The organism is Bradyrhizobium sp. JYMT SZCCT0428 (assembly GCF_018131075.1).
In the GTDB taxonomy this organism is placed as follows: domain Bacteria; phylum Pseudomonadota; class Alphaproteobacteria; order Rhizobiales; family Xanthobacteraceae; genus Bradyrhizobium.
On sequence record NZ_JAFCLS010000068.1, the window covers coordinates 1 to 24,860 of the forward strand.

A 24,860-nucleotide genomic window follows, 5' to 3' on the forward strand; every position below is an offset into this window, starting at 1 on the left:
TTGGGTGGGGCGTATTACCGCGAGTGAGGCGGGGCCGCAGGCGTGTCCCGGTACAAATACCAAGTTTTCCCGAATCTCCTTTCCGGCAAAGAAATCCGCTGTTAGGTTTTCGGTTGGCGCTCACCAAAACGCCGCCGGGAGCGCTTTGGAATGCCCCCGTCCGCGCTAGCCCCCCGGACGGGGGATTTCGCGTTATCTGAAGGTGCTGGAGTTTCGATTCGGAAGCACTGCCCTATGCCATTTACAGTGTTTGCCGACGTTGACGATCATCTCGTTTCCGCGACTGCCGAAACCGCGAAAGAAGCATTTGCCAAAGCGGTCGAATGGCAGGTCGTCCGCAAGCTCGCCGACGTTACTATTAGCGACGGCATCAAGCGCTATTCGATTGACGAGTTTTCATTGATTCTCGCGAGCGCTAGCGACGGCCCGGAGTAAGGAGCCGCATCAGCTGGCGGCCGTTCAGACCGCCAAAAAGCGGCCCCAGCAGGGGCTGGCTGTGCTGGGGCCGCCCATTCCAGCCGCAGCGCCCAAAAAATGCGCCAGCGGCGCCCACAATTAACGCAACTTGTTGGATCGTTCCGAGCTACTTTGGAGTACCCCCGCCGCCCCTTCGTAAACAAGCCGTCCGTTTGGAACAGCTGGGCCGGGACAGTAGTTTGAAATTTTCATTCTAAGTGCGTTTTTTACCGTGGAGTAAAATTGTGAGTGACGTGGAAGAATTTAGCCGACTAGTCGTCGGCGCTCGCTTCAAGATCAGTGAACTCGGAGCTACTCGATTGCGATCGCTGGCCGGCAAGACAGGGATCGTTGTCGAGGTTTCCCATCGTAATACGGGCGTCACCGTGTTGTTCGATGGCGCCAAAAGCCCAACCTGCCTGCACAGGGATTTTATCATCGCGATCTCGCGGTAACGCATCGGCTCCCGCACGAGCAAGCGTTGCGGCGCCGGGCGGCTTCCATCGCCCCGCGTCACCGCCCCGCCGTCTTTGCTGTTAAAATGTCCAAAATTTGCCGGGCTTTGTGCCGGGTAGAACTACGGACCTCGCCCTTGCCGTCATCTACTTAGGTGATTGGTCCATTTTCACTTTTTGGGCAGCCCTTTTTGATCCCCGCGAGCGCCGCGTTCTTGCCGCGCTCTGTTCATGCTCCAGAGTGAGTAGTCCCGGAACAGAAAAAGGCGGTAGTCTGGCATGTTTAGCGTCGAACTTCCTGACCGAGCCGCGCGACGCGACGATGGTCGTGCGACCAAATCTCGATTGTCAGATTGACAAATAGATAGCCCGCGATCCCACATGTCGGACTTGTTTGACCCGAAGGGTGGGCTTGTCGTAAGGGCCAAGTGCTGGCGCCCGTGTGCTGCAACTTGCAGCGCCGATGTGAACCGAGAAGGGGACGCAATGCAACTGATTGAACGACTGTCGCGGCGGTTAAGACTTCGTTTCAAACGCGCCGTCGAAGAGATCGTCATCCAGGACCGTCCGGGCGTTTCGGCTAGATTCATCCCTTTACCCCGACGTGATAACGTTTCGTTTGTCAATCCGCCCGCACCCAACAATCACTTGCCGGTGCCACCTCATCACTTATGGGAGGGGTACGCGGAGACTGAAGCAGAGTATTTAAAATGCGGCCAGGATGATGTGGCGCAGATGCTCAGTATCCTGACCGAAGTAGAACAACGGCCCGTCGCATTGAAACGCGTTCTCGATCTCGGATGCGCCAGTGGACGCATGCTGCGATTTTTGCCGCGAGAGCAGACATCCGAGCATTGGGGGTTAGACATCAACGCCGCACATATCGAATGGTGCCAACAAAATCTTAATCCGCCGATGTTGTTCGCGACCAACACAACAGCGCCGCATCTTCCATTTGAAGATAACCACTTCGATTTGCTTTACTGCGGGTCAGTCTTCACGCACATATCCGAATTGGCTGAGGCTTGGCTCCTCGAAGTTCGGCGAGTTCTTCGCCCAAGTGGTTACGCCTATATCACCATCCATACCCGGCAGACCATTGATCTCCTGAGGACGAAATACCGCGATAATCCGCTCTTCGCTGACTTTCTTGCCGAAATCGACTCCGCGCTTGTGAGCCACGAGCCCGAAGGGCGCGAATGGTCAATATTTACTGTGGGCACAGATCCATTCTCTCAGGTATTTTATGATGTTCCTTCCTTGAAGCGACGATGGGGACGCGTGATGCCGGTCCTCGCTGTAGTGGAGAAGGCGCACGATCATCAAGCCGCGGTGGTGATGCGGAAGCGAGCTATCACTTCCGGTCTACCGCAATGAACGGACATCCATTATTCGGCCGGCAAGAATTCTGCCGCTTACCTCAGACACGCCGTGGTCAGAAGACACTCTCTAGAACATGTCGCCCACGGCGCCACAGAATTGTCGTTTGTTTTCACGACCGCTTGGTTACGCGGCGTAACCACATCACGCCGAACGCGCCGATGATGTCGCCTAGCGTCAGTCGTGTAAGCCCCGTTGATCGGCGGCAAACGAGCAGCGTTCTGCGGCCGGTACATCCGCGGTCCGCAGAACTCTCTGTCACGTCGGCAAGCCGTGCTTGCGGCGCAACTCATCCCGCTTGTTCGCCGTGATCCTGCCAAGTGCGCTCGGCGTGATCTCTTCCAGCTTTTCATAGAACGAGACGTTCGCCTCGTCTGTAAAATCAGCCGACTTCATTGCGCGAAGCGGCGCGTTATGCGGCGCCGGTTCCGATGGCTCGACGCGTTTGAAGATGTTCGAGTTGACGCGCTTCCCGGCGGCTTTCATGGCCGCGTGCGTTTGGGCGTGGAATGGATTCTTCGCCATCACTTACTTGCCCTTGCCAGTCTCGGCCGTGATCGCCGCGCGCAAAACATTTTTGGTGACGTGCGAGATTTCCCCGCGCTCGATCATCTTCGTAAGTCGCGAAACGACCCCCGATTCCAGCGCTTGCACGCCGGCCGTGTCGAGATCGCCGGCACCGGCGCGGATCATGGCGCGATCGTCTTTGGAAAGTTCGATCATGCTGCTGCGCTCCTATCATCTGCCGGCAACCCGTTTGCCATCGCATATTCAGCGAAGTCGGCGAAATATGCGCCGGTTTCTAATTCCTGCTGTGTCGGCTGCCGGTTAACCTTGCGATCAAGATCGACGACAATGACTTTATCGCCAGACTTTCGCAGCCACGCGACGCCGGCCCGGCTCTCGTACGGCGCGGCCAGCTCATTGAACTGCTGCGGGTCCGTTCCCACTTCCTTGATGATCTCCTCGCGACCCAGCTCGACGGCGCGTTCTGCGAGCACGAGCGCGGCCTCAAGTTCCTTAACCTCCCGCAGCACCTCGCCGTGCTGAGCTTCCATCGCTCGCTCGATTAGCGCATCCCGCTGGACCGTAGAAATGCCAGAGATCTGCGGAGGCACTTCCGAGAACGCCAGCGCCATCTCAGGCTCGATCGTTTCAAGGTTTTCCGCGATGAAGGCGTCACGCGCCGCCTGCGGTTTCGAACGAAGGAAATCCCGCATCTCGGCGCGCAGCATCGCGGCGACAAGATCGGTTCGGTCAGCCGGCTGTAGCTTAATTAAAGATCGGAGTTCCGCGGCCTCGCGCTTTGCCGCCGCGATCTGGTGCTTGCCGCGGTGAAAGACCGGGCTGAGCTGCTGCGCCGCAAACTGCAAAGCATCGGCCTTCAACCCATCGGGCGTGAACTTCCCGGAGCGCGCGGCCTCGGCTTTTCTTGCCTCGATGGCATCGACACTGCTCAGCGCCGAGACGTAAATCTGCTGCAATCGATGCGCGGTCGATCCCGCTTTCGGCGCCAAGTCCCAGAGTCCGACATGGCCTGACGTCGCCGGCTGTCCCGGCGCCGGCTTACGGATTGTTCGCCTGCCAAGGATGCCGAATTTTTCGCCTGCTGTTGGTGTATTCATCAACTTCTCCTCGTCGTGTTAGAAATGTCCATACGTACCCCAGCCCACCTTTGGTGGGGGTGGCCGTGAAACCCACCAGCAACCGATCGCTACAGCCAAAACCAAGTCGTCATGCCGTCCGGTCCGCGCCGCGTAACTCGCACGGCCCGCGTCACTGACCTTGCGTCGAAAATCCTTCAGCTCTTCCGCCATAGCGCCCGCTTCCGACAAGTCGGCTGCAAACCGGACAGTACCGGTGTGCAGCATTGCATCGAGGTTCGAGATCAGGACGGTTTTGGCGACGTGAAAACGATGGAATCCTTTGGCGGGCGTTGCCTCGGTTCCCGCGGTAATGGTCACACGCTTGGGCTTCATGCCGGCTTCGACGAAGATATCGCCCACCGCGCGGCCCACTCCAGTCTCATCGATAATTAGCTCTGCCCCAGCAACCGGCGGCCGGGCTAGTAGGTTAGCGACGTGCTGGACAACGGACGGATACGACATTCCGAGGGGAAGCCTTTCAAGGTGCCTCACGTCCGCGAACTCTGCTGATTTTTGAAGATGGCCGCTCAACCCTGTGTGGCGCTCGAATTCGGAGCCCAGGTCGATGACACCCTTCTGCCACTCGATGACAGCAATCGCCGTGGGGTCGGTGGACTGACCAAGGTCAACGCCGACAACGTAGCTAGAGCTGCGGCGCAGGAAGGTGGGTTTGCTTTCGGCTTGCATCAATTCCATAACGGCTGCACCTCCTGGGTGAAGGCGGCAGCAATGATCGCCATCGGAAACACCGCCTCGTCGTTGTCGCGGAATTCCAGTTCGTATTCTTCGCTAAAGCGCATGGCGCCGAGTTCCTTGAGCTCTTCGGCCAGGAACTCTTTGGAGATGCGGGGGCAATCGGATGCAGCGACCTTGACCCGCGTCCAGTCGCCGGTACCGGTCCAGGATTCGAAGAAGAAACCACGCTTGCCTGCCGGGGTGGTCAACGCGATCAGTCGGCCGCCATCCTTTGCCGTCGCCAACATCGGCCTCACGGCAGCGAGTAATTCATCTTCCACACGGGCCGCCTCGTCGATCACGATCAAGGCAGCACCGGCGATGCCGCGAATGGTTTTCTCTGTGCCGGGCAGTGCGAGGATGCGTGCACCGTTGGTGAATTCGATCTTCAGGGCGCTTTCGGCGGCAATCGATGGGCCATTTTTGAGGTGAGCCAGGAAACCCTTGATGGTGCGCAGCATCTCGGCCGATTGCCGCTGCGAGGGGCTAACGATGACAACCAGGCCCGCTTCGAACAGGGCAACCCACAACGCGAGCAGCGCTGTTACAGTGCTCTTGCCAGATTGGCGGGAGCACAGCAGCAACGCGCGCCGCGCGGTAGATCGGAGTAGCTCGGCTTGCCATGGGTCAGGAGTCAGGCCGCAGTCTTTCGCGAAGACGACGGGGTCCAGGGCGCGAGCGAGATCGAGGGCCATCGTCAAGCGGCCAACTCCCGCTTGTCGGCCGTGATTGCCTCGGCGGCTTGGTGTTCGATCGTATGCAACACGCTTGCAACGGCCCTTGCCGCCTCAGGGAACGGCCGTAGTGCGTCAACGAGAGAAACCCGCATCTGCACATAGGCCGGCAGCACGAGCACGTTGTTGATCGTCGTAGAGCCGCCAGTGGATAGGTCACCCAACAGTTTGCCGGTGATCTCCAGGTTATGGTGGAGTTGGCCAGCAACACGCGCGACCATGTTCGCATCGCCGTTCTCTTCGCCTACGTCCAGGGCACTGAACAGCCGGCCGCGCAGATTGACCAGGTTGGCAAGCAGCGACTGGCTTTCGGTCTCGCGCAGCTTGTCGAGATCGATGGACAGATCCGGTCCGGCGATCAGCGAGGCGCGTAGCTGGGCCGGCAGATGTTGCTTGGCGTGGCGGTAGAGCGTGTCGCGACTCAGCTTGTACCGGCTTGCCAACGCCCTAACGCTGACACCGCGGGCCAGCGCCAGATCAATGCCGGCGCGCTCGCGGTGGGAGCATGTGAGACACTTCGATATTTTGTTCGCCGCCAATGCAAAAACCTGCCGTACGATACCCTGCTGATACCCAAAGCAAATATACGGCAAGTCTATCGCAATTAAAATACTGACAAATAAAGACAATTACAGACATGATCGCCTGATTAGTTATCAGATGTCGGAGGGAGGAGGCTCACGAACGCTGCGACGGCCGACGAGAACCGTTGCGGCTGTGAGGGCAGCGGAGGGTACACAGCAATGCTTGGCCCAACGTCTCTCGAAGAGTCAGTCCTGATCATACGATGACACAGACCACGGGTACTCCTCGGCACAGACCTTTGGCACAACTCCGTTCACAGCATATAGAGACATTATGCTGCGCACGCACTTGTGCCACCGGGGTTGGTATGGCGGCGGTACCACGTTCGCCGACTGATCCCCATCGCTTCCCACGGCTTGGTTCGGCTCAACGAATTAGCCTCATAGTCGATACGCTTCTGGGCGCCGGCAGATCGCCGCTGGTGTTCTCGACGCAGACGGGCGCGCTCCTTGCGACGGGTGAGACGTGCAGCCTTGTCGACATCTACGGCACCAATGGTCGTTATGCCCAACCGTTGACGATCGGCCTCGATCAGGTTCAAGCGCTTCGCCAGCTTGTCCGCCTTCCAGCGGAAAGGCTTGGCTATAGCCGTTGCGGTAAGGTCCCGGATCTCACCCACGGCCATCCATGGGGCGTGCAGGCCCAGCCATAGGGGGATGCGGCGTTCGGCATCGGGACGGCAGGCAAGGTGGTGGACCATCACGAATGCATCATCACGTCCCGCGTCGTCGTCGGGCAGGGCGCCACGATATCGCGCCGCGAACAAGCGTGTCAGTTCGCTAACCCGCTTGGCAGCGATGCTGAAGGGTTCGCGCTTGCGCTTGTCACCATAACGGCGGGCGATCTCAGTATGGCGACCGGTGGTATTCATCCCAGCGCGTCGTTCCAGTCCGTGTCGGGCTGGTCGGGGATCTTCACCTCGACGTCGATCTGTCCAGACAGTCGAGCCGCGAGTGTATGGGCTGCTCGCTGCCCGCGACCGTTCGCGTCGTTGTCGCCGAATACGATCAGTTGCCGGATGCCGGCAGGAGGTACGAACTTCTCGATGCCCCCAGCATCCAGCGTCGACCACACCGGAATGCCGAACAACTGCATGGCGGCGAGGCTGGTTTCGATGCCTTCGGCCACACCGAGGATATCCTTGGGCTCGGCTAAGCGGACAGCGCCCCCGGCCGGCCGACTCCCGGGGCAGAACATGCGCACCTTACAAACGTCGGCCTTCCTGCCGTTGCTTGTGATGTAGGTTTTGTGGATCTGTGTAGGCTTACCGCTCGCATCACAGATCATTGCTAGCATCGCTGGATGCCAAGTTACCGGAGGCCCGCTATGACGTACCTGGGGGGCATAGCGCAGGCACTTCGGATATGAATGAAGGGCGAGGCCGCGGTTCTGTAGCCAGAGGTCAACTGGGTCGTCCGCGAGTACGGGCCTGCCGCTACACCACAAAGAGTTCAATGCAGCGCGCTGAGCTTCAGGTGATCTCTCGGACTGGAGGGATTCCGGCGGAGCGTCACCCATCGCTAGCTCTATACGGGGCGCCAACTCCCTGAAGGGTAGGCTCGTATATTTCAGGGCCAGCGCGACGCCTTGACCGGCGCCGCAGTGGGTGCAAATCCAGGTACCATCCCCGCGTTTATTGTCGAAGCGCCAGCGGTCCCTACCCCCGGGGCACAAGGGGCAGGGGCCATTCTTCCCCGTCAGATATCGCGGATGGATACCGAGCTGCGGCAGAATTGATTTCCATCGACCGCGGGCACGTTCACGAAGGGGCGTGTAATTCATGCCGACGCGCCCCTTGCCTTGGCGAAGGCGATCGTCCGCGAGCGGACCCACGACAGGGTCGAGGGGGAAGGCGTGCTGGTCGGTCTTTCATTCCATGCCCAGGGAGGAAAGCTGCCGAATTTTGTCTTGTACTGCTGTGCAGCCCATCCGCTTTTGTAACTGCGCTGGTCCGCGATGTGCCTCAGCTCGGCATGAAACTTGATCCGCTCCTGCTGTGTGGTCGCCATCGCCTCGCGGCGTGAGGCCAGCTCGATCAGCTCGCCCTCCCGGTGCACGGCTCCCGATTGCGGCACTGGAATGAACCCGCAGCAGGGACACTCCAACGTCTTCGGCGGCTTCAGAAAGGTGCACTTGATGCATTTCTTGGGCAGCGCCTCGGTCTTGTTCCCGATGGCGGCGCGCTTCGGTTCGCCGTCGTCGAGCTTGTCGTGATGAATGTCGGTGACGAAACCGAGCCGGGTGTGGTTGTCGCTGTGATCGAGGATCAGGCAATCCGCCTTCCCCTCTGCGGTGCGTAAACCGCGTCCGACCATTTGGACGTAGAGGATCTCGCTTTTCGTCGGCCGCGCCAGGATGATGCACCGAACGTCCCAGTCAATTCCGGTGGTCAAACACCCGACGTTGCAGACGACCTTCACCTCACCAGAGCGAAAGCGTTTGGCGATTGCGGCGCGATCAACCAATTCGGTGTGGGCGTCGATATATTCTGCCGAGATGCCGGCGGTCTGAAATTGCTGTTGCAGATGCCTGGCGTGTGCCCGATCGACAGCGAAACAAAGCGTCGGGCGGTTCTCCGCACGCGCCTGCCATGTCTCCACCACATTGGCGATCAACTCCGCCTTGTTCACGGCGCCGGCAAGGTCACCCTCGTGATAGTCACCGGCGAGCGTGCGAACGCCTGTTAGGTCCGGTGATGCCGGCGCGAACGAACGGAACGGGGATAAGTACTTATCCTCGATCAACTGCGCAGTTGTTGCCCCGACGATCAAGCGGTCGAAGTGCTTGCCGAGCTTGCTCCAGGGGGTCGCGCTTAGCCCGATGATCGGCGTGGCGGCGAAACGAGGGTCGCTCAACAGCCTGGGGTACAACTTGCTAAACCAGATGTGCGCCTCGTCAATAAGAACCTCGTCAGCGGCGGGGATCTCTCTCCGCTGAAGGCTCTGCGGCGTCGCGACCTGGATCAGCCGTGCCGAATTCGTCATTCGGTGACTGCCTTGGATGACGCCGACGTCGGTCACACCTTCTGCGAACAGTTTCTCGACTGTCTGATCGACAAGGCTAAGGGCAGGGACGGTGAAGATGGCGCGCTGGCCAGCGTCCTGACGAAGGCGCAGCCGATGTGCGGCCATGATCGTCTTGCCACCGCCGGTCGCTAACTGGGCAACGATGCGGCGGCATCCCTCGTTGACTGCGGCATCGATTTGGTCGAGGAGCGCGACCTGATGGGGACGGAGGATCGCGCTTCTCATTGCGCCACCTCACGGTAGTGCAGCGACGCGACCGCGACAGCGAATGCCAAGCTGAGCCCAAACCGGCGGGTCAACCTAACCACTTGAAGATCGATGAGCTGTACGTTACATTCCGCGTGCTTGTCGTGGTGGACAGCATAATTCGGAATCGGGTCGCCCCCAGCAGGGCGGCCCTTTTCTTTGAGGGCCACGTGTTATGCCGGCGCCCTGAGCACGGCCATTGACCGGTCCCAACACGTTAACTGCTCGTCGTCGTAATACTTGCGATGGTTGACGATCGTCGGCTGAGGGAATTTTAATTCGGGATCGCGTTCCCATCGGGCAATCGTGCGATCAGTAACGCCGTAGCGGGCGCACACTTGCCGCGTTGGTAGCTTGCGGCTGCTGGACTGAGTATCGGACATTTCCACTCCTGTCGTTGAATGACAGGGCGAACATTGATGCCGCTTCAGTCCACGAAAAATGCCACTAAAATTGCCATCACGCTTTATTTATGTGGTCTCGATATACTGTGCGTATGGCATTCTCAATTGTTGCGGCGGTCATGCGTGCTAGGTCGGGATGCGTTTGACGCAGCCAAGTTTCCAATATGCGCGCTTGTTCCCTCAGTGAGCTTTCAGCTTCGCCTTTATCGGCCCGTCGTTTGAACTCTGCTTCGACCAAGTGGCGAGGCGTCGGGCGGCCCGGGCTTCCTGTCCTGTCGGTTGCTGAGGGAAGCTTGCTTTCTATCGCAACATTCGCAGACGCCTCCGGCCACAACCGCTTAACATCTTCTTGCTTCACGTAGATGCCACTTAGGCTGAAGCTGCCGTCCCACGGTGCGTTAGGCAGCAGCATCCCAGGCGAATCCGCTTTGCTCTTTTCCCAGTCAACGGTTAATGTAGCCCAGTCCGAGGGATCAATTGGTTCATTGCGAACGAGAGTCTTTTTGCCTCCGTGGAAATAGATGCAATCGGTGGCCCAAGACTCAATAGCCCCGCGGCGTAGGGCGATCTTAAGGGCCTTTATTGCTTCGGTCCTATCGCCCGCGGCTAAGCTCAAACAGTTCAATACTTCCGATATTGTGGGAACAACGGGCAACAACATTTTAGCTCTCCGCCCTTAAGGTCACGACGTTTGCCGGCCGATCGCCGCTTACCGCGGATTGGACAAAGCTCGCCCAGGCAGCTAGCGCCGCGCGCTTCTCATCCGCATAAGAATGTCGCTGGTAGACGCCGACAACGCCGCGGAAGCTGCCGCTGGAGTGATTGAGGACCTTTTCAATTACCGGCAATTGAATGCCCAGACGCGCCATGCCGCTCGCCATGGTTCGGCGCAGGTCATGAAACGTCCAGTGATCAGGTGGTTTTGCGCCATCCGCCAGAGATGCCACCACAGCGGCGTCCAGGCGGTCCTTGGCGCGGGAGAAGCCGGACACGGCAGCGTCACGCGTTGTCGTGAATACGAAGCCCTTGGTCGTCTTAATGCGGGGCAGGGCCTTCAGGATTTCAACGGCGGTATCGGAAAGGGGCACCTCATGACGCTCGTCGTTCTTCACGCGCTCGGCCGGCAACGTCCAAAGTTTGGTTTCGAGGTCGAGTTCATTCCACCGCATCCCGCCGACTTCGGCCAAGCGTTGGCCCGTTAAAATCAGCATCTTGACCAAAGGTCCGAACGGGGAGGCGTCGGCGCCGGCAGCATTCCACACCAGCCGCAATTCATCGTCGTTCAAAATCCGATCGCGGCTTCGTTCCGGGGAAGGAGGTTCAATCAGCGTGCAGGGGGAAACCTGAATGACATCCCGCGACAAGCACCAATTAAACAGTTTTCGAACAGCGGCTAGAACACGGTTGGCCATGATCGGAGCCCGATCGTTCACTGCGTCTAGCAGCGCGATTACGTCCCGTTTAGTGATGTCCTGAACCTTCCGGCCCTTCCATGCTGGGATGACGTCGCCGCCGACCTCGACGAGCTTGCCTTCAGCATCGGGGCGCAAACCGAGGATCCGGGCAGTCTCCCGCCATGTGGTCTCGCGGGTACTTTTCATGGCGTGGCGCTCGATAAACTCCCGGGCCACGTTTTCGAACAGGTCGCGTTTGCCCCGTGCTTCCTCTAAAACTGCGCGTTTCGATTCGCCCTTGCGCTCCTGTTTTTCAGTGGCTGGGTCCCGTCCTTCAGCGGCGGCGCGCAGCGCTTTGCCGCCGATGTCGCGGGCTGCCTCAAGAGTGATCGCCGGGAACGCACCCAAGGTCAGCTTGCGCGGCTGGCCGGCGTACCGGTAGCGAACGGCGAATGACTTCGCGCCCGATGGCTGCACCACGAGGTATAGCCCAACCAGCAGGCCGTCCGGGATTTCCTGGCGCGCGGCCTTTGCCTCGACGCTCTCAATCCGCTTCACCGTGAGGGCTTTTGTCATAATCAGTCTGCCGCTCGGGTAACATCGGGGTAACAGTTACCCCTTGTCTATGAGTGTTACCCTGTGTCGGTGACAATGCCGGACAAACACTTAATTAGCAATGATTATTGGACCATGTTCACTGATTGGTATCCTGATTTGTCCGGGGTTGTCTGGGCTCCGAGCTGACTGTAAATCAGCCGTCTTATGACTTCGAAGGTTCGAGTCCTTCTTCCCCCACCAGCCTTCACTGGCTCCGCCAGCTACGGCTAGGCAAGCCGTCCCGTAGCGAAGGCTGCCCCGGCTAGCCCGGTGAATCACAAATTCTGGATTCGGATATGCTCTCGTTTCTGGCCGAATTCTGGATGTTTCTGCGGGTGCGGAAGAAGTTCTGGCTGCTGCCGATCTTCATCATGATGCTGCTATTCGGGTCGCTGCTCGTCTTGTCGAAAGGCTCTGCGGTCGCGCCTTTTATTTACGCGATTTTCTAGATGGACAGCATCAAGGCACATGCCAAGCCTTGCTGCAGACGAAAGATTTCGCGCTACGTCCCGACGATAGTCATTCCTCATGTCATCATAGCTTCGATCCTGAGCGATGGAGACCACCGAGGAGTTTGGTGAATCGATCAGCAATCACAGCCTGCCGGACGGGCTCGCCCATGCGACTTTCAGACATTTACTGAACTCTGGAGCCTTTCCGCGGTTGGAGGCATACTGGTGGAAGGTCGCGACCATTAGCGGTCGGGCGAACGCACAGGGGGGCTTTGCATGAGGATTCTTCCGATACTTGCCGTCGGTATTGCGCTAGCGCTCGCTGGATGCGGCAGAGATCCTGGTCCAAAGGGCGACCCGGGCCCGCAGGGACCGGCCGGCCCCCAAGGGTCGCAGGGTCCCCAAGGCGTGCCCGGTGCCCAAGGCCAAGCTGGGCCACAGGGCCTCCAGGGCGTGCCCGGTGCGCAGGGCCAGGCCGGGGCACAGGGGGCGCAAGGCCCACAAGGCGCTCCGGGCGAAAGGGGCCCGAAGGGCGACAAAGGCGATCCGGCGACGGCGAACGTTCGCGCCGTTCGAGGTGATGGCGCAGTGAGCTGCGAATCCAACGAAATGTTGGTGTCGGTTTTCTGTCCCAGTGGCGGCGCATCTGAAGGAGCAAAATGTGCGACCGCTCCAACAGTTGGGCTTTGTCTGATTAAGCCCTAGCCGGTAATGCCCGGCGTCTCCGTGGTCGGCAACGGCTCGCCGGGAAGATAGAGGGCGATCGGGCGGATCTCGTAGACCGCGGTCGGGTTGACCTTGCGCAGGTCGCGGGCCACCGCGATCGCGGCGTCCTCATCGGCGCAGTCCACGACATAGAGTCCCAGCAACTGCTCCTTGGTTTCGGCAAACGGCCCGTCGATCACGACCCCCGCGCCCGGTCCGCGCAAGGTGCGGGCCTTGCCCGTCGCCCCCAGCCGCGCCGACGGCCCCAGCAATTTCTGTTCGTTGAGCCGGTCATGAACCCCAAGCAATTCGGTCATCAGGGCGGCGTCCTCCGCCGGCGTCCAGGACTGCACCTCGGCTTCCACGTGATAGGCCAGAATGGCGTAAAGCATCGATATCTCCTTGGCTTTTAGCGGGACGCCTGCGCGGATGTTTCGCAAAGGCCTATCCCGACAGGACCGTTTCAACAAAGTGTCAGATGGTCGCCGGGTGAGGCACGTCACGAAACATTCCGGAAACACGATATGGGGGTTCGGTGCTTGAACGCGCGGTGGCGAGTTAACGACTGATGAACAGAACGCAGCAACTGCGCATCATCCACGGAGACGGTCATGCAACGCAAGCCAGCCTCGATCATCAGTGACGCCACCCGGTCCCATGCGGCGTCGCCGGCATCGACGCAGCCCGGCGATTGGCACGATGTCTCCGGCCACCACCGCTATTACGGCAGCTCGGCCACCAATGGCGGCGAGAACATCGTCGAAAGCCGCCGCGGCGCACGCCCGCGATCGGTCAATCTCTGCGGCTTCTGACCGACCTTCGGTCCCGAGACCACCGCCCAATGGCCGACGTCACCCTGGGCACGCTCTTCATCCTGTTCCTGCCGTTTCTGGTGTCGCTCGTCGGGCAGGGCGGAATGGCGAAGATGCTCACGCTGGTGACGAGCCTTCTGGCCCTGCTGCTCAGCGTCAAGCAATACGGCGCCGTGCTCCCCTGGATCACCGGCATGGCGATCGCCCTGATTTCGGTGTGGGAAAGAATCCGGCAGCGCCGGATGGCGTGAACGGGCCGGGGTAAAAAGCAAACCTCTGAATCGAACAGCCTAGCCCCTATTGCTCTCGTCCCGGGCTTGCGGAACAATGCCGCCAGCGATGGAGGAAGAGATGGGAGCAGCGTTCGCGGCAGCGCCAGACGTGCCGTGTTGAAGATCGTTTTGCTCGGCACGTTCGTCAGCGCCAATTGTGTTGCGGCGGCCTTTGCGCAATCCGGCAATGCCGGCGGCACCATCGGCAATGATGAAAAGGCGCTCTCGGGCACCAGGCAGGAATTGCAGTCGGCGGCACCGGACCAGGACCGCCATTCATGCCTCGTCGCCGATCCGACCGGAACGCCGCTCAACATCCGGACATCGCCGAACGGAAAAATCGTCGGCAAGATCGCCAACGGCGAGCGCATCCGGATTTCGGACCAGACAACCGAAAACGGAAAAGAGTGGGCGTATATTTCGAATGCCGCTTCCCGGCCGATGGGGTGGGTGTTTCGAAAATTTCTCGTGTGCAGATGAGCTTTGTTTTTCTGATCGGGAGTTGCGGCAGACGCCGCGAGCCCCGAGGGCTATCTCTCGCCCACAAACTCTCTTCCACAAACAAAAAGGCGCGGCGGAATCGCTCCCGCCGCGCCCCAACTATTGAACTCGCTGGTCCAGGGCTGAGAGCGCCCCGTTGCCAAGCCCTAAGAAACTAGCCTCGAGAGCTTAGCGGGCGATCCCAGCGAGGTGACAGCGCTTGGTAAGAGACACTGGATCACCTCCTTTCGTTGGTTGTGGAAATAAGAGTATAGGCGGCGAATCTGCCGCTGTTAAGGGGTTGGGCGGTGCGGATTCCGGCCGGAACCGGGCCGATTCATGAGGCAACCGGGCAGCGTTTGGCGGTTTCCTGCCGGTTTCCCGGCAGTTGATCGACGGTTCCCGGGGTGGTTGAGGCCGCCTGCATGGCGTGTTAGTGGATCGGCCCAACGCGGGTGTAGCTCAATGGTAGAGCAGCAGCCTTCCAAGCTGAATACGAGGGTTCGATTCCCTTCACCCGCTCCATTCAAATTCTGTCCAGCCCGAAACATGAGTAGTGGCGCCGATCGAATCCCGCGGTCGGGTGGATGAACGTGGGTCAGACATGAAGAAGATGACACCTGCGGCCAGCCCCGAGGCGTATGTCGTTGCGCTCTCCGGCTGGCGCCGCGAGTGCGTCGAATCCCTGTGCGCGCCGGTTCGCGCTGTTTCGGCCCTGGAAGAAGTCGTGAAATGGGGCCACCTCGTCTATCTGGCCAATGGACCGGCTCTGCTGATCCGCGCCGAGGAGGAGCGGGTGCTGTTCGGCTTCTGGAGAGGCCAGCGACTGAGTGACATCGAGCCTCGCCTCAAGAAGGCAGGCAAGTACGAGATGGCCACGCTGGAACTGCGGGAGGGAATGTCCATCAAGCCATCGATGGCGCGTCGCCTGGCTCGGGAGGCCGTCGCGCTCAACCAGACGCTCGGCAATCCAGTGCACGTGGCGAAGCCGGCTTCGAAGAAAGGCAACAGGCGGCAGGTCTGATGCGCATCATCTACTTTAGCCTTGGTTGGGTGATGGTCGCGCTCGGCGTGATCGGCCTTGTGATGCCGCTGATGCCGGGGGCGGTTTTCCTGATCATCGCAGCGTGGTGTTTCGCGCGATCCTCGCCGCGTTTCGAGGCCTGGCTGCTCGAGCATCCGACACTGGGAAAACCGCTGCGGGATTGGCGCGCCGCCGGCGCCATCCCGCGCTCCGCCAAGATCATGGCTTGCGCGGGGATGGCGTTCGGGTTCGCTGTCTTCTGCTATACTTTCGCGCCGTCAGTGCCGCTCGCTTTGGCCGTGGCGGCGGGTTTCCTGGCCTGCGCCGCCTACGTCGTCTCGCGTCCGGCGGTGGCCCGGCAGGACACTTCGATCTAGCGATCGCCGCTACCAGCACAGTGGCGTCCGCATGCCAGTCCTGATTCCAAACGCCTTGTGCAGCCGGCCGTCTCGAACGATGCTCGCGAGGCCCGCAGCGCCTCATCAGGAAACCCATCATGCCCGTCGACGTCAAAACCGCCACCGACCGTCTCATGCGCTTCCTCGCCGTCGAGGGCGTGACCGGAAAGGAGGCCGCGATCGGACGCGAGCTCAGCGCGGCGCTGCAGGAAAGCGGGGTGCCGGCGAGCGCGATCCGCCTCGACGACGCCAACACCCGCATTCCCGTGCCGACGGAGACCGGCAATCTCATTGTCGATCTGCCCGGCCGCGGCGCGATGCACAACCAGCCGCGGATCATGTTCATGACGCACATGGACACCGTGCCGCTATGCGCCGGCGCTAAACCGAAACTGGCGGGGCGCAAGATCGTCAATGACGCGAAGACCGCGCTCGGCGGCGACAACCGCGCCGGCTGCGGCGTTCTCGTCACGCTGGCGGCCGAGCTTGCCAAGCAGAATCTCGATCATCCGCCGATCACGCTGCTGTTCTGCGTCCGCGAGGAGAGCGGGCTCTATGGCGCGCGCCACGTCAAGACCGACGAACTCGGCTCGCCGGTCATGGCCTTCAACTACGACGGCGGCTCTGCCTCCAATGTTACGATCGGCGCCGTCGGCGCGGATCGCTGGCAGGTCGAGATCTTCGGCCGCGCTTCCCACGCCGGCGTCGCTCCGGAGCGCGGGATCAGTTCGACCATGATCCTTGCGCTGGCGCTCGCCGACGTGAAGGCCGGTGGCTGGTTCGGCAAGGTGGTGAAGCGCAAGCTGCAGGGCACCAGCAATGTCGGCCCCGTCACCGGCGGCGAGGGAAGGCCGGCCGGCGACGCCACCAATGTCGTCACCGACTATGTGCACGTGCGCGGCGAAAGCCGCAGCCACGACAGCAAGTTCTTCAAGGAGATCACGAAGGCCTACAAGGCGGCGTTCGAGAAGGCCGCCAAGACCGTAAAGAACAGCGATGGCAAATCGGGCCGCGTCAAGTTCAAGGCCGAGACCGACTATTATCCGTTCCGCATGAAAGAGAGCCTGCCCGTGGTCAAGCGCGCGATCGAGGCCGTGTCCGGCATCGGCGCAACGCCTTCCATCCGCGCCGCCAATGGCGGGCTGGATGCCAACTGGATGGTGCGCCACGGCGTGCCCACGGTGACCTTCGGCGCAGGTCAGAACGAACCGCACACGATCGACGAGTGGATCAATCTCGACGAGTACGACAAGGCCTGCGCGCTGGCGGTGCAACTCGCGACGATGCGGTGAGAGCCAGGGCGGCATAATCACGACGCCTCATTCGCCGGGAACCAGGCTCCCGAGCGCCGGCGGCGATGCACGCCGATGCTTTCGGCGCGAAAGATACAGCATCACGCCGGTGACCACGAATAACGGCATCAGGGCCGCGGCCAGCATGAACACGAGCTTGCCCGGCCATCCGCCGAAGATGCTGCCGCGGTGGATATCGAACATTCTTACCAGGATTTTCTCGCCGGCCGATTTGTTCGCGTAGAGCTCCGACGAAACCAGCCGGCCGGTGACGGCATCGATCCGGAATTCGTCGCGCGCGCCATCCTGCGACGCATCGGGCGCCCGGGAGCGGATCCGCACGACCGTCCCCGCGCCGGCCGGCAGCGTCAGCAGTGCCGTCGTGAAGCGGCCGTCCCGTTCATGCAGGAATGTAGACCAGACGCGGTCGAGCGCAATCGGGGCGGTGTCGGCCGCGGCCGCGCCCTTTGACGATTTCGGCTGCATCTTCGGTTGCGCCTTCGCTTGCACCGATGCTGCGGCGACCGGGGGGCGCGACAACAGCCAGGTGGCACCGTCCTTGAACCAGTCGAACGAATACCACAGGCCGCTGAGCGCCATCACCAGATAGGCCACCAGCACCCAGGTGCCGACGACCGAATGCAGCGAGCGGTGGAAACCCCGGCCGTGCAATGCCAGATTTGGCTTGAGCCATATTTTCACGCTGCCGGCGCGGCGGGGCCATCGCAGCACGATTCCGGAGATCAGGAGCACGATCAGGCCGATCGTAACCGCGCCGTTGATGGGCCGGCCATAGCCATTGCCGTCGCCGGGCAACAGCAGCCAGCGATGCAGTTTGCGCAACGTGGCGAAAAAGTCCTCGCCGCGCGGCGAGCCGAGCAGGCGGCCGTCATAGGGATCGACATAAACCGAGGATGGCCGCGAGCCGCCTTCGTTGCGGGCAAAGCGGATGCGCACCGCCGCCGACGGATCACTCATCATCGTCACGGCCGAGACCTTGCCTAAATCCTGGGCGGCCGGCAGCCGCGCGACCAGCGCATCCGGCGTCAGCATCGGCGTGGAGCGAGCCTCGACCCGCATGATGTCGGCGTTCAGGCTGGCGCCGATCTCGTCCTCGAAGCTCATCATCGCCCCGGTGATCCCGACCACGGCCACCACCAGCGAGATGGCAAGGCCAATGACGGAATGGACCTGCAACAACGCGGGCTTGATCGAGTATGTGCTCATGGCGGGAAAAACTTGGATGGAACAAACATGTCGCGGGGATTGGCGCCGGAATCGGCAGGGCTCGTCGTATTCGCCGCCTGTTCAAAACAGCGTTGCCGAACAATACCGAAGAGATGTCCGCCCCGCTACCCGGGGCGGACATACGCAGTTTGTAATCATTCTATGTTGCGCGCACGTGCCCGTAGAACACGCATCTCCGTTCTCAGAACTTCACCGTCGCCGACAGCGACACCCGCCGCGCGTCGCCCATCGCGACGTTCAGATTGTTCACGGCGGAGGGATAGTAGACGTTGTCGAACAGGTTCTTGACGTTCAGTTGGTAGATGACGGGCAGGGTCTGGTATTTGGCCTCATAAGTCGCGAACACGTCCGCGACGACATAGGAAGGCAGGACGAAGGTGTTTGCCGCGTCGCCTGGCCGGTCGCCGACATAGTGTGCACCGGCGCCGACCCGGAGCCGGCCGGGCAGGGCTGCGCCGAAGTCGTAGACCAGATAGAGCGAGGCCGTGTTCAGCGCGACGTTCTGCAGCGCCTTGCCGGTCAGGATCGGGTCCTCGGTGACCCGCGCGTCGGTATAGCCATAGCTGCCGATCATGCTCCAGCTGTCCGTCAGCTTTCCCGTGACGTCGAGCTCGACGCCGCGCGAGCGGACCTTGCCGGCGGTGCGAAATTCGGTCAAGCCGGTGGCGCTGTTGAGCTGCGATACCAGAACGTTCTTCTTGTCGATGTCATAAAGCGCCAGCGTGCCGGAGAGTCGCTTGTTGACGTCGAACTTGACGCCGGTCTCCCACGAAATGCCTTCTTCGGGCGCGATGTTGGAGCCGATCACCACACCGCCGGTGAGGGGCGCAATCGTCGAGGTCGGCTTCAGGGACTGCGTATAGCTCGCGTAGAGGGATATCTCTTCGGTGAGTTTGAGGATCGCGCCTCCGAGCGGCAGCACCTTGTCACCGCTGAGATTGGTGTTCGCGACGAAGGGGCGTCCACGGCCTGCCAGCTGTTCGTATTCCATGTAACGGATGCCGCCGACCAGCGCGAGCCGGTTGGTCAAATGAAGCGTGTCCTGGAAAAACAGCGCCCTTGTGCCCAGCTTGTCGGTCTGGTCGCTGTCGCTGGCCGAAACCGTCGTGCCCGGCTGCAGCAGGCCATAGACCGGATTGTAGATGTTGAACACGTTGGGAGTGGCCTGCCGGATCAGGTCCTTGCGGTAGATCGTGCGATACTGGGCGTCGCCGCCAAACAGCACGTCGTTGCGCATCTCGCCGAGCCAGAAGCCGCCCTGCAAATAGGATGTGCCGTAGCTGACGTTACTGAGCGAGCCCCTTGTGCCGTCATTGCTGCGGGTGATGATGCCGGTGACGGGGTTGACCGCGGTGATGCGCAGCTGATTGGCGCTGAAGCTTTCGGTATTGTAGCTGTAGGCCGCATACAGCTTCCAGTCCTGGTTGATCCGGTGATCGATCGAGGCCTGCATCAGGTCGGACGTCCCCCACATGTTGTTGTAGGGCTCGTCGAGCCGGCGCGTCGCCGGTATCGCCAGCGGCTTGTTGGTGCGGGAGTCGAGCGCGGTGCCGCGGTCGAACGGCGAAAGGAAATCGCGGTGCTCGTAGTTGAGCTGGATGGTGGTGCTTTCACCATACCATGCCAGCGACGGCGCGATCAGCGTTTCGCGGCGATTGCCGAAATTGCGCCAATAGTCCTCGTTGACGCCGTAGGCGATGAAACGATAGGCCAGACCGTCCTTGCCGATCGGGCCGGTGATATCGAAGGTCGCATCGGCGCCGTTTTTCGAACCAAAGGTCGAGCCCAGCAGCGAAATCGAGCCGTGCTGGTAGAGTTCCGGACGCTTGCTGATGGTGTTGACGATGCCGCCGGGTTCCATGATGCCGTACAGCAGTGAAGCCGGTCCCTTCAGCACCTCGACGCTTTCGACCGCGGGATTGAGGCTGCGGCCCTGAACCAGCGGCATGCCGTTGCGCATGATCGAGCCGTCGCGATTGTCGCCGAAGCCACGCCTTATGACGGCGTCCTGGGTACCGGCGAGCGTGTTGGTCTGGGTGATGCCGCTGATATTGACGAGCGCGTCGTCGAGATTGCGCGGCAGCTGATCCTTGATCACCTGCTCGGGTACGATATTGACGGCTTGCGAGGTGTCGAGCGGGGAGGCGCCGGTGCGCAGCGTGGTCGAACTCGGCATCGCGCGATAGCCGAGCTTGGCTTCATACTGCGCGGCTGCTGCCGCAGCAGCGCGCTCCGACGGCGTTGGCACCGCGGGCGCAGGATTTCGATTTCGCTGGCGCGCGGCGGCCGCCTGGGGCCGCCGCGCGGATGGCCCCGTTGCGCGCGCGGGCTTAGCTCGTTGCGTCGGTGATTCCACCGTCACTGGCGGCAATGGAACGCTCGATTGCGCGCTGGCGACCGTCGTGGCAGCGGAGAAATCGGCCAGCAGGAATGCAGCACCGACAAGCAGATGCGCATAGCGCGTTTCGGTTCGACTTCGATGGCCCTGCACGAGCCGGCAATCAGCGTTAACACTCACTTCGATTCACTTCCATGCAGAGACAACGTTTGCGTTGGCTGCCTCTAGCAGCCGCCACGAACAAAAAGAACGTTGCTGGAATTGAATCTCTCTAAGAACCGGCGTGCTTCAAACCAAAGTCTCAAAATCCATCATGGCGATGAATTTGTGAGCGGCAGTTGCAGAATAATCATGCGGGCAAGACCCTTCCAGCGCTGCGACACCATGTCGAGATGGCGCAGCAAACTGGCGGAGGGACAACCGTCGGAAAACGCCAGCGGATTTCGCAATCATTGCTGGCGCCTCGGCGCTCCGCAATTCCCGGCAGCGTGATCTGACGCGTTGTGCCGGTGGACTTCAAGCCGTATGGCCGGGATCAAAATCCGACGGGGTCTTCTTTCTGCGCTGCGGGACCATTGTTGCGGGATCCGGCTGTCCCGGTATCCCGCGCGGTCCGAGTTGCTCCCGCTGAATGTCGTCCTCCGATTGCCTCGGCCGGCCGTCATCGACTTGCCGCCGAATTTTTATGCTCTCGTCGTAGATTTGCCGACTGCTTTTGGTTTCCGGCATGTGAGCACCCGTTTTTCTGCTAGCTCGCAACTGCGCGTAGTCGGAAGCCACTGATACCAACAACGTTCCCGACAGAGATTTGTTTCTACTGACGGCCCGATGGACTGCCGCGCGCTGATATCGATAGGCTGCCCGGTCGCAGGACGCGCCCATCGACCTCACCCAGACTTAGCGCTTCTGCGCCCTTTCGCAGCACGCGTGCTTCGCCGCCGGCCGTGGTCTGTTGCCGGCCAGCGCTTGTCGCTGACGGCGGCGCGCACGACCTCGATCACGGTCTTGCGCACCTCCAGGAAGGCCTTGGTCTGCGGCCGGTCCGCCAGCGCGATGAGCCCAAGCGAACGCGTCAGCGGCGGATCGATGATGCGCCGCGCATGATATTTCTCCGCCGCGAGGTCGGCGAGGACGGTGGCACGGGAAAGAATGGCGCATCCGAGGCCGGCCTCGAGCGCCATGCGCAGCGCCGGCAGTGAATCGACTTCGAGTGTATCGCTTGGAATGACCTGATTGCGGAGAACCTGGGTCTGGATGATGGCGCGCGATGCCGGCATCGGCGTCAACCCAAGCACGCTTCGTTGCGGAATCGCGGAGAAGGCAATCGGACCGGCCGATCGGCCGATCAGGCCTGGATGCCCGACGAGGTAGAGATCTTCCTCCAGCAGCAGCTCGACATCCAGACGGGCGTCCCGCGGCGGATTGTAGGCGAGTGCGAGATCGACGGTGCCCGACAGGACCCGCTCGGTCAGCGCCGGTGACAACGCCTCGACGATTGTCAGGTAGACGCCCTGAGCGTTGGTTCGGACCGCCTTCATGAGATCGAGCGCCACCAGGGAGATCCCGGTATGGCTGAGGCCGAGGCAGACCGGACCGGCCGCGGCCTCATTAAAGGTCCGCACATCCTCTTCCGCCTTGCCGAGCGCCGACAACACAGCGCTGGCGTGCTCGTAGAGCCGGCGTCCGGCCGCCGTCAGCGCGATGCCGCGCGGCCTTCGTTCGAGCAGTTTGACGCCGAGATCGGTTTCGAGCGCGGCGACGTGATGGCTCAGCGCCGACTGGGCAATGTTGAGCGTCTCCGCCGCCCGCGACAGCACGCCGGCGTCGGCAATGGCGATGAAGTATCTGATCTGCCGCAAACCCAGCGCCACCGCAATCGCTCCTGCCATCTAATTATTAGAACAGAATGATCATGATATTATATTTGTCAGATGTCTTGGCGCGCGGCAAGCTTCCAGCCAACAAAAGATCACCCCGGAGGAGCCGCGGCGCATGGACCTGCCGAACAGCGTCGTCATCAGCGAAGAGGGGCCGCGCGAAGGCTTTCAGATCGAGCAGGGCCCGATCGCGACCGCGGACAAGATCGCGCTGATCGACGCGCTTTCCAGTTGCGGCCTGCGCCGGATTCAAATCGCCTCCTTCGTCAACGCCAAGCATGTTCCGGGTTGGGCCGACGCTGAGGCCGTGGTCGATGGGTTCACTGCACGGCAAGGCGTCGAATACTCCGCGCTGTGGTTCAACGAGAGCGGATTGCGGCGCGCGCTCGCGTTCAGCGGGAAGCTGAGCCTTGCCGGGTTCATTTCGCTGAGCGCATCGGAAGCCTTCGCGATCAGGAATCTCAACCGCGATCGCCCCGGACAACTCGAAGCCATGCGCAAATATGTGCGTGTGCACCAGGAAGCCGGCGTGCCGATCGCCAAGATCATCGTCATGGCCGCCTTCGGCTGCAATTTCGCCGGCGACGTCTCGCCCGCAGCGGTCGTCGGGACGGTGGCGGACGGGCTTGCCGTTGCACGTGAATTCGGCGTTGAGGTGCGGGACGTTGCGCTCGCGGATTCCATGGGCTGGGCGACGCCGTGCCGGGTTGCGGCTGCGGTCGGCGCCGTGCGTGACCGCTGGCCGGACCTGCGGATCGCCCTGCATCTGCATGACACGCGCGGGCAGGGGATCGCGTGCGCCTATGAGGGATTGAGGCTCGGCGTCACCGCGTTCGACGCGGCGGTGGCCGGGCTCGGCGGCTGTCCGTTCGCCGGCCAACCCGGCGCGCCCGGCAACATCGCCACCGAGGAACTCGCGCTGCTGTGTGACGAGATGGGCATCGCGACCGGCCTGGACATCGAGGCGCTGATCGAGGCCGGGCGCCTCGCCGAGCGGATCGTCGGACACCGCCTGCCGAGCGCTGCGCTCCGATCGGGAACGCTGGCTGCATTCCGGGAAAGGGCTGCATGATGACGGCGTCCAGGCCGCTGGCGGGATTGAAGGTGCTCGATTTCGGCCACACCATCATGGGGCCGTGCGCGGGCGTGCTGTTTGCCGATCTCGGCGCCGACGTGATCAAGATCGAACCTGCCGGTGGGGATCCGACGCGGCGCCTGCCGGGCTTCGCCGCCGGATTTTTCGCGACGTATAATCGCAACAAGCGGTCGATCGCGATCGACCTGAAGCGGCCGGAGGGCCAGGCCATCGTGCATCGCCTCGTCGGGGACGCTGACGTGGTGCTGGAAAATTTCGGGCCGGGAACCATCGAGCGGCTGAAGTGCAGCTGGGACGACCTGCGCCGGATCAATCCACGCCTGGTCTACCTTTCGATGAAGGGTTTTTTGAAAGGGCCGTACGAAAATCGCGGCGCGCTGGATGAGGTCGTGCAGATGCAGTCCGGCCTCGCTTACATGACGGGTCCGCCCGGCCGGCCACTCCGCGCCGGCGCGCCCGTGATCGACATTCTCGGCGGCGTATTTGGCGTGGTGGCTGCGCTGGCCGCGCTGCGTGAACGCGACGCCACGGGTGTCGGGCAAAAGGTCGCCAGCTCCCTGTTTGAAAGCGCGACCTTCATGCTTGGCGCCGTCGTCGTCGGCAGCGCGGTCATCGGCGGTCCGATGCCACCGATGCCGGCGCGCAAGAATGCCTGGGGCGTCTACGATGTCTTCACCGCGTCCGATGGCGGTCAGGTTTTCATCGGCTGCACTTCGGACGGTCACTGGCAGCGCTTCTGCGAAACGTTCGGCTTCGACGACTGGCGCGATGATATCAGGTTTGCAGGCAACGCCGCCCGCTGCGAAGCGCGCGAGTGGATGCTCCCCGAACTGGAGCGGCGGATCGCGCGGCTGCCGCTCGGCGAAATCCTGGCAAAATGCGAAGCGGCGCGGGTAGCCTATTCGCGGGTCGGACGGCCCGACGAACTGTCGACCGATCCGCATCTGCTTGACAATGGCGGGCTGCTCGCGACCGCCGTTTCGGGACTAGGTGGCGGGCCGCTGGTCGGAATCCCTGCGCTGCCGGTGGAGTTCGGCGAAGCGCAGGAACGCCCCGGCCTCGATCGCCAGCCGCCGCGGATCGGCGAGCACACGGACGAAATTTTGCGGACGGCCGGATATTCGGAACGCGAAATTGAGGATCTGCGTTCGGCCGGCGTGCTGGGCGCGGTCGCGAACGAGGCCGCATAAGTACGAACCGGAGCGCGG

The 24,860-nt window shown here is 61.6% G+C and carries 28 protein-coding genes, 1 tRNA gene and 1 pseudogene; 13 read left to right on the forward strand and 17 right to left on the reverse strand.

Annotated features, from left to right (window positions below):
• Window positions 1-150 precede the first annotated feature (150 nt).
• The 3 genes from JQ575_RS39130 to JQ575_RS39140 all read left to right on the forward strand — a co-directional run bounded on the left by JQ575_RS39130 (window position 151) and on the right by JQ575_RS39140 (window position 2,288).
• Window positions 151-435: a hypothetical protein gene (locus tag JQ575_RS39130; RefSeq protein WP_212038512.1), complete on the forward strand. Its 285-nt coding sequence runs from the start codon at window positions 151-153 to the stop codon at window positions 433-435.
• 266 nt (window positions 436-701) lie between these two features.
• On the forward strand, window positions 702-911 hold the full coding sequence (locus JQ575_RS39135) for a hypothetical protein (protein ID WP_212038513.1): 210 nt from the start codon (window positions 702-704) through the stop codon (window positions 909-911).
• 486 nt (window positions 912-1,397) lie between these two features.
• Window positions 1,398-2,288 (forward strand): class I SAM-dependent methyltransferase, encoded by an 891-nt coding sequence (locus tag JQ575_RS39140; RefSeq protein WP_212038514.1) that lies wholly within the window; start codon window positions 1,398-1,400, stop codon window positions 2,286-2,288.
• A 261-nt stretch (window positions 2,289-2,549) separates the two neighbouring features.
• On the opposite strand, the gene JQ575_RS39145 is transcribed toward JQ575_RS39140, so the two are convergent.
• The 13 genes and pseudogenes from JQ575_RS39145 to JQ575_RS39200 form a co-directional block, all read right to left on the reverse strand.
• Window positions 2,550-2,816 carry a hypothetical protein gene (locus JQ575_RS39145; protein WP_212038515.1) on the reverse strand — a complete coding sequence of 89 codons (267 nt, stop codon included), beginning with the start codon at window positions 2,814-2,816 and terminating at the stop codon, window positions 2,550-2,552.
• Window positions 2,817-2,819: 3 nt separating this feature from the next.
• The gene (locus JQ575_RS39150; protein ID WP_212038516.1) at window positions 2,820-3,014 is read right to left on the reverse strand and encodes a hypothetical protein; all 195 of its coding nucleotides are present in this window, start codon (window positions 3,012-3,014) and stop codon (window positions 2,820-2,822) included.
• Complete coding sequence (locus JQ575_RS39155; RefSeq protein ID WP_212038517.1) at window positions 3,011-3,919, reverse strand: hypothetical protein; 909 nt, start codon at window positions 3,917-3,919, stop codon at window positions 3,011-3,013. Before JQ575_RS39155 ends, JQ575_RS39150 begins: the two co-directional genes overlap by 4 nt.
• A gap of 15 nt (window positions 3,920-3,934) precedes the next feature.
• Window positions 3,935-4,633, reverse strand: coding sequence for a hypothetical protein (locus tag JQ575_RS39160; RefSeq protein ID WP_249167192.1), 699 nt, complete (start codon window positions 4,631-4,633; stop codon window positions 3,935-3,937).
• Window positions 4,624-5,367, reverse strand: coding sequence for a terminase large subunit domain-containing protein (locus tag JQ575_RS39165; protein ID WP_249167194.1), 744 nt, complete (start codon window positions 5,365-5,367; stop codon window positions 4,624-4,626). The genes JQ575_RS39160 and JQ575_RS39165 overlap by 10 nt, the downstream gene beginning before the upstream one ends.
• Before the next feature lie 2 nt (window positions 5,368-5,369).
• Window positions 5,370-6,035: a hypothetical protein gene (locus JQ575_RS39170; RefSeq protein WP_212038519.1), complete on the reverse strand. Its 666-nt coding sequence runs from the start codon at window positions 6,033-6,035 to the stop codon at window positions 5,370-5,372.
• Between the two features lie 227 nt (window positions 6,036-6,262).
• Window positions 6,263-6,862 carry a hypothetical protein gene (locus JQ575_RS39175; protein ID WP_212038520.1) on the reverse strand — a complete coding sequence of 200 codons (600 nt, stop codon included), beginning with the start codon at window positions 6,860-6,862 and terminating at the stop codon, window positions 6,263-6,265.
• Complete coding sequence (locus JQ575_RS45260; RefSeq protein WP_312016100.1) at window positions 6,859-7,119, reverse strand: toprim domain-containing protein; 261 nt, start codon at window positions 7,117-7,119, stop codon at window positions 6,859-6,861. The genes JQ575_RS39175 and JQ575_RS45260 overlap by 4 nt, the downstream gene beginning before the upstream one ends.
• Before the next feature lie 465 nt (window positions 7,120-7,584).
• Window positions 7,585-7,773 (reverse strand): annotated as a pseudogene (locus JQ575_RS46750) (primase-helicase zinc-binding domain-containing protein); the annotation flags it as partial.
• On the reverse strand, window positions 7,770-9,242 hold the full coding sequence (locus JQ575_RS39185) for a DEAD/DEAH box helicase (RefSeq protein ID WP_212038522.1): 1,473 nt from the start codon (window positions 9,240-9,242) through the stop codon (window positions 7,770-7,772). The gene JQ575_RS39185 and the pseudogene JQ575_RS46750, both read right to left, overlap by 4 nt.
• Window positions 9,243-9,436: 194 nt before the next feature.
• The gene (locus JQ575_RS39190; RefSeq protein ID WP_212038523.1) at window positions 9,437-9,646 is read right to left on the reverse strand and encodes a MerR family transcriptional regulator; all 210 of its coding nucleotides are present in this window, start codon (window positions 9,644-9,646) and stop codon (window positions 9,437-9,439) included.
• Window positions 9,647-9,722: 76 nt separating this feature from the next.
• Window positions 9,723-10,328: a hypothetical protein gene (locus JQ575_RS39195; RefSeq protein ID WP_212038524.1), complete on the reverse strand. Its 606-nt coding sequence runs from the start codon at window positions 10,326-10,328 to the stop codon at window positions 9,723-9,725.
• 1 nt (window position 10,329) lies between these two features.
• Window positions 10,330-11,637 (reverse strand): site-specific integrase, encoded by a 1,308-nt coding sequence (locus JQ575_RS39200; RefSeq protein WP_212038525.1) that lies wholly within the window; start codon window positions 11,635-11,637, stop codon window positions 10,330-10,332.
• A gap of 317 nt (window positions 11,638-11,954) precedes the next feature.
• Here JQ575_RS39200 and JQ575_RS39205 point away from each other — a divergent pair, with 317 nt between their 5' ends.
• Window positions 11,955-12,107, forward strand: a complete 153-nt coding sequence (locus JQ575_RS39205; protein ID WP_212038526.1) for a DUF5989 family protein — start codon at window positions 11,955-11,957, stop codon at window positions 12,105-12,107.
• A gap of 704 nt (window positions 12,108-12,811) precedes the next feature.
• On the opposite strand, the gene JQ575_RS39215 is transcribed toward JQ575_RS39205, so the two are convergent.
• Complete coding sequence (locus tag JQ575_RS39215) at window positions 12,812-13,207, reverse strand: YciI family protein (protein ID WP_212038528.1); 396 nt, start codon at window positions 13,205-13,207, stop codon at window positions 12,812-12,814.
• Window positions 13,208-13,426: 219 nt separating this feature from the next.
• On the opposite strand from JQ575_RS39215, the gene JQ575_RS39220 reads away from it, so the two are divergent.
• From JQ575_RS39220 to JQ575_RS39250, 7 genes are all read left to right on the forward strand, one after another.
• Window positions 13,427-13,627 (forward strand): hypothetical protein, encoded by a 201-nt coding sequence (locus JQ575_RS39220; protein ID WP_210337079.1) that lies wholly within the window; start codon window positions 13,427-13,429, stop codon window positions 13,625-13,627.
• Between the two features lie 29 nt (window positions 13,628-13,656).
• Window positions 13,657-13,878, forward strand: coding sequence for a hypothetical protein (locus tag JQ575_RS39225; RefSeq protein ID WP_212038529.1), 222 nt, complete (start codon window positions 13,657-13,659; stop codon window positions 13,876-13,878).
• A gap of 135 nt (window positions 13,879-14,013) precedes the next feature.
• Window positions 14,014-14,379 carry an SH3 domain-containing protein gene (locus JQ575_RS39230; protein ID WP_212038530.1) on the forward strand — a complete coding sequence of 122 codons (366 nt, stop codon included), beginning with the start codon at window positions 14,014-14,016 and terminating at the stop codon, window positions 14,377-14,379.
• Window positions 14,380-14,830: 451 nt separating this feature from the next.
• Window positions 14,831-14,904, forward strand: a tRNA-Gly gene (locus JQ575_RS39235).
• A 79-nt stretch (window positions 14,905-14,983) separates the two neighbouring features.
• Window positions 14,984-15,403 carry a DUF1801 domain-containing protein gene (locus tag JQ575_RS39240; RefSeq protein ID WP_212038531.1) on the forward strand — a complete coding sequence of 140 codons (420 nt, stop codon included), beginning with the start codon at window positions 14,984-14,986 and terminating at the stop codon, window positions 15,401-15,403.
• Entirely contained in the window at window positions 15,403-15,780 is a 378-nt protein-coding gene (locus tag JQ575_RS39245; protein ID WP_212038532.1) for a YbaN family protein, read from the forward strand. Before JQ575_RS39240 ends, JQ575_RS39245 begins: the two co-directional genes overlap by 1 nt.
• A gap of 119 nt (window positions 15,781-15,899) precedes the next feature.
• Window positions 15,900-17,093 (forward strand): M20/M25/M40 family metallo-hydrolase, encoded by a 1,194-nt coding sequence (locus JQ575_RS39250; RefSeq protein WP_212038533.1) that lies wholly within the window; start codon window positions 15,900-15,902, stop codon window positions 17,091-17,093.
• A 27-nt stretch (window positions 17,094-17,120) separates the two neighbouring features.
• On the opposite strand, the gene JQ575_RS39255 is transcribed toward JQ575_RS39250, so the two are convergent.
• The 3 genes from JQ575_RS39255 to JQ575_RS39265 all read right to left on the reverse strand — a co-directional run bounded on the left by JQ575_RS39255 (window position 17,121) and on the right by JQ575_RS39265 (window position 22,568).
• Window positions 17,121-18,320 carry a PepSY domain-containing protein gene (locus JQ575_RS39255; protein ID WP_212038534.1) on the reverse strand — a complete coding sequence of 400 codons (1,200 nt, stop codon included), beginning with the start codon at window positions 18,318-18,320 and terminating at the stop codon, window positions 17,121-17,123.
• 202 nt (window positions 18,321-18,522) lie between these two features.
• Window positions 18,523-20,865 carry a TonB-dependent siderophore receptor gene (locus tag JQ575_RS39260; protein ID WP_409364875.1) on the reverse strand — a complete coding sequence of 781 codons (2,343 nt, stop codon included), beginning with the start codon at window positions 20,863-20,865 and terminating at the stop codon, window positions 18,523-18,525.
• Between the two features lie 701 nt (window positions 20,866-21,566).
• Window positions 21,567-22,568, reverse strand: coding sequence for a LysR family transcriptional regulator (locus tag JQ575_RS39265; protein WP_212038535.1), 1,002 nt, complete (start codon window positions 22,566-22,568; stop codon window positions 21,567-21,569).
• 103 nt (window positions 22,569-22,671) lie between these two features.
• Here JQ575_RS39265 and JQ575_RS39270 point away from each other — a divergent pair, with 103 nt between their 5' ends.
• On the forward strand, window positions 22,672-23,628 hold the full coding sequence (locus tag JQ575_RS39270) for a hydroxymethylglutaryl-CoA lyase (RefSeq protein WP_212038536.1): 957 nt from the start codon (window positions 22,672-22,674) through the stop codon (window positions 23,626-23,628).
• Entirely contained in the window at window positions 23,625-24,842 is a 1,218-nt protein-coding gene (locus tag JQ575_RS39275) for a CaiB/BaiF CoA-transferase family protein (RefSeq protein ID WP_249167193.1), read from the forward strand. Before JQ575_RS39270 ends, JQ575_RS39275 begins: the two co-directional genes overlap by 4 nt.
• The last annotated feature ends 18 nt before the right edge of the window (window positions 24,843-24,860 follow it).

What these genes read in the sequence shown, in the direction of transcription:
- JQ575_RS39140 (WP_212038514.1), top strand. Translation starts at nt 1,398, where the DNA reads ATGCAACTGATTGAACGACTGTCGCGGCGGTTAAGACTTCGTTTCAAA.
- JQ575_RS39185 (WP_212038522.1), bottom strand. Translation starts at nt 9,242, where the DNA reads ATGAGAAGCGCGATCCTCCGTCCCCATCAGGTCGCGCTCCTCGACCAA.
- JQ575_RS39275 (WP_249167193.1), top strand. Translation starts at nt 23,625, where the DNA reads ATGATGACGGCGTCCAGGCCGCTGGCGGGATTGAAGGTGCTCGATTTC.
- JQ575_RS39240 (WP_212038531.1), top strand. Translation starts at nt 14,984, where the DNA reads ATGAAGAAGATGACACCTGCGGCCAGCCCCGAGGCGTATGTCGTTGCG.
- JQ575_RS39205 (WP_212038526.1), top strand. Translation starts at nt 11,955, where the DNA reads ATGCTCTCGTTTCTGGCCGAATTCTGGATGTTTCTGCGGGTGCGGAAG.
- JQ575_RS39215 (WP_212038528.1), bottom strand. Translation starts at nt 13,207, where the DNA reads ATGCTTTACGCCATTCTGGCCTATCACGTGGAAGCCGAGGTGCAGTCC.
- JQ575_RS39245 (WP_212038532.1), top strand. Translation starts at nt 15,403, where the DNA reads ATGCGCATCATCTACTTTAGCCTTGGTTGGGTGATGGTCGCGCTCGGC.
- JQ575_RS39200 (WP_212038525.1), bottom strand. Translation starts at nt 11,637, where the DNA reads ATGACAAAAGCCCTCACGGTGAAGCGGATTGAGAGCGTCGAGGCAAAG.
- JQ575_RS39190 (WP_212038523.1), bottom strand. Translation starts at nt 9,646, where the DNA reads ATGTCCGATACTCAGTCCAGCAGCCGCAAGCTACCAACGCGGCAAGTG.
- JQ575_RS39150 (WP_212038516.1), bottom strand. Translation starts at nt 3,014, where the DNA reads ATGATCGAACTTTCCAAAGACGATCGCGCCATGATCCGCGCCGGTGCC.
- JQ575_RS39250 (WP_212038533.1), top strand. Translation starts at nt 15,900, where the DNA reads ATGCCCGTCGACGTCAAAACCGCCACCGACCGTCTCATGCGCTTCCTC.
- JQ575_RS39265 (WP_212038535.1), bottom strand. Translation starts at nt 22,568, where the DNA reads ATGGCAGGAGCGATTGCGGTGGCGCTGGGTTTGCGGCAGATCAGATAC.
- JQ575_RS39165 (WP_249167194.1), bottom strand. Translation starts at nt 5,367, where the DNA reads ATGGCCCTCGATCTCGCTCGCGCCCTGGACCCCGTCGTCTTCGCGAAA.
- JQ575_RS39270 (WP_212038536.1), top strand. Translation starts at nt 22,672, where the DNA reads ATGGACCTGCCGAACAGCGTCGTCATCAGCGAAGAGGGGCCGCGCGAA.
- JQ575_RS39160 (WP_249167192.1), bottom strand. Translation starts at nt 4,633, where the DNA reads ATGGAATTGATGCAAGCCGAAAGCAAACCCACCTTCCTGCGCCGCAGC.
- JQ575_RS39225 (WP_212038529.1), top strand. Translation starts at nt 13,657, where the DNA reads ATGGCCGACGTCACCCTGGGCACGCTCTTCATCCTGTTCCTGCCGTTT.
- JQ575_RS39255 (WP_212038534.1), bottom strand. Translation starts at nt 18,320, where the DNA reads ATGAGCACATACTCGATCAAGCCCGCGTTGTTGCAGGTCCATTCCGTC.
- JQ575_RS39195 (WP_212038524.1), bottom strand. Translation starts at nt 10,328, where the DNA reads ATGTTGTTGCCCGTTGTTCCCACAATATCGGAAGTATTGAACTGTTTG.
- JQ575_RS39130 (WP_212038512.1), top strand. Translation starts at nt 151, where the DNA reads ATGCCCCCGTCCGCGCTAGCCCCCCGGACGGGGGATTTCGCGTTATCT.
- JQ575_RS39220 (WP_210337079.1), top strand. Translation starts at nt 13,427, where the DNA reads ATGCAACGCAAGCCAGCCTCGATCATCAGTGACGCCACCCGGTCCCAT.
- JQ575_RS39145 (WP_212038515.1), bottom strand. Translation starts at nt 2,816, where the DNA reads ATGGCGAAGAATCCATTCCACGCCCAAACGCACGCGGCCATGAAAGCC.
- JQ575_RS39175 (WP_212038520.1), bottom strand. Translation starts at nt 6,862, where the DNA reads ATGAATACCACCGGTCGCCATACTGAGATCGCCCGCCGTTATGGTGAC.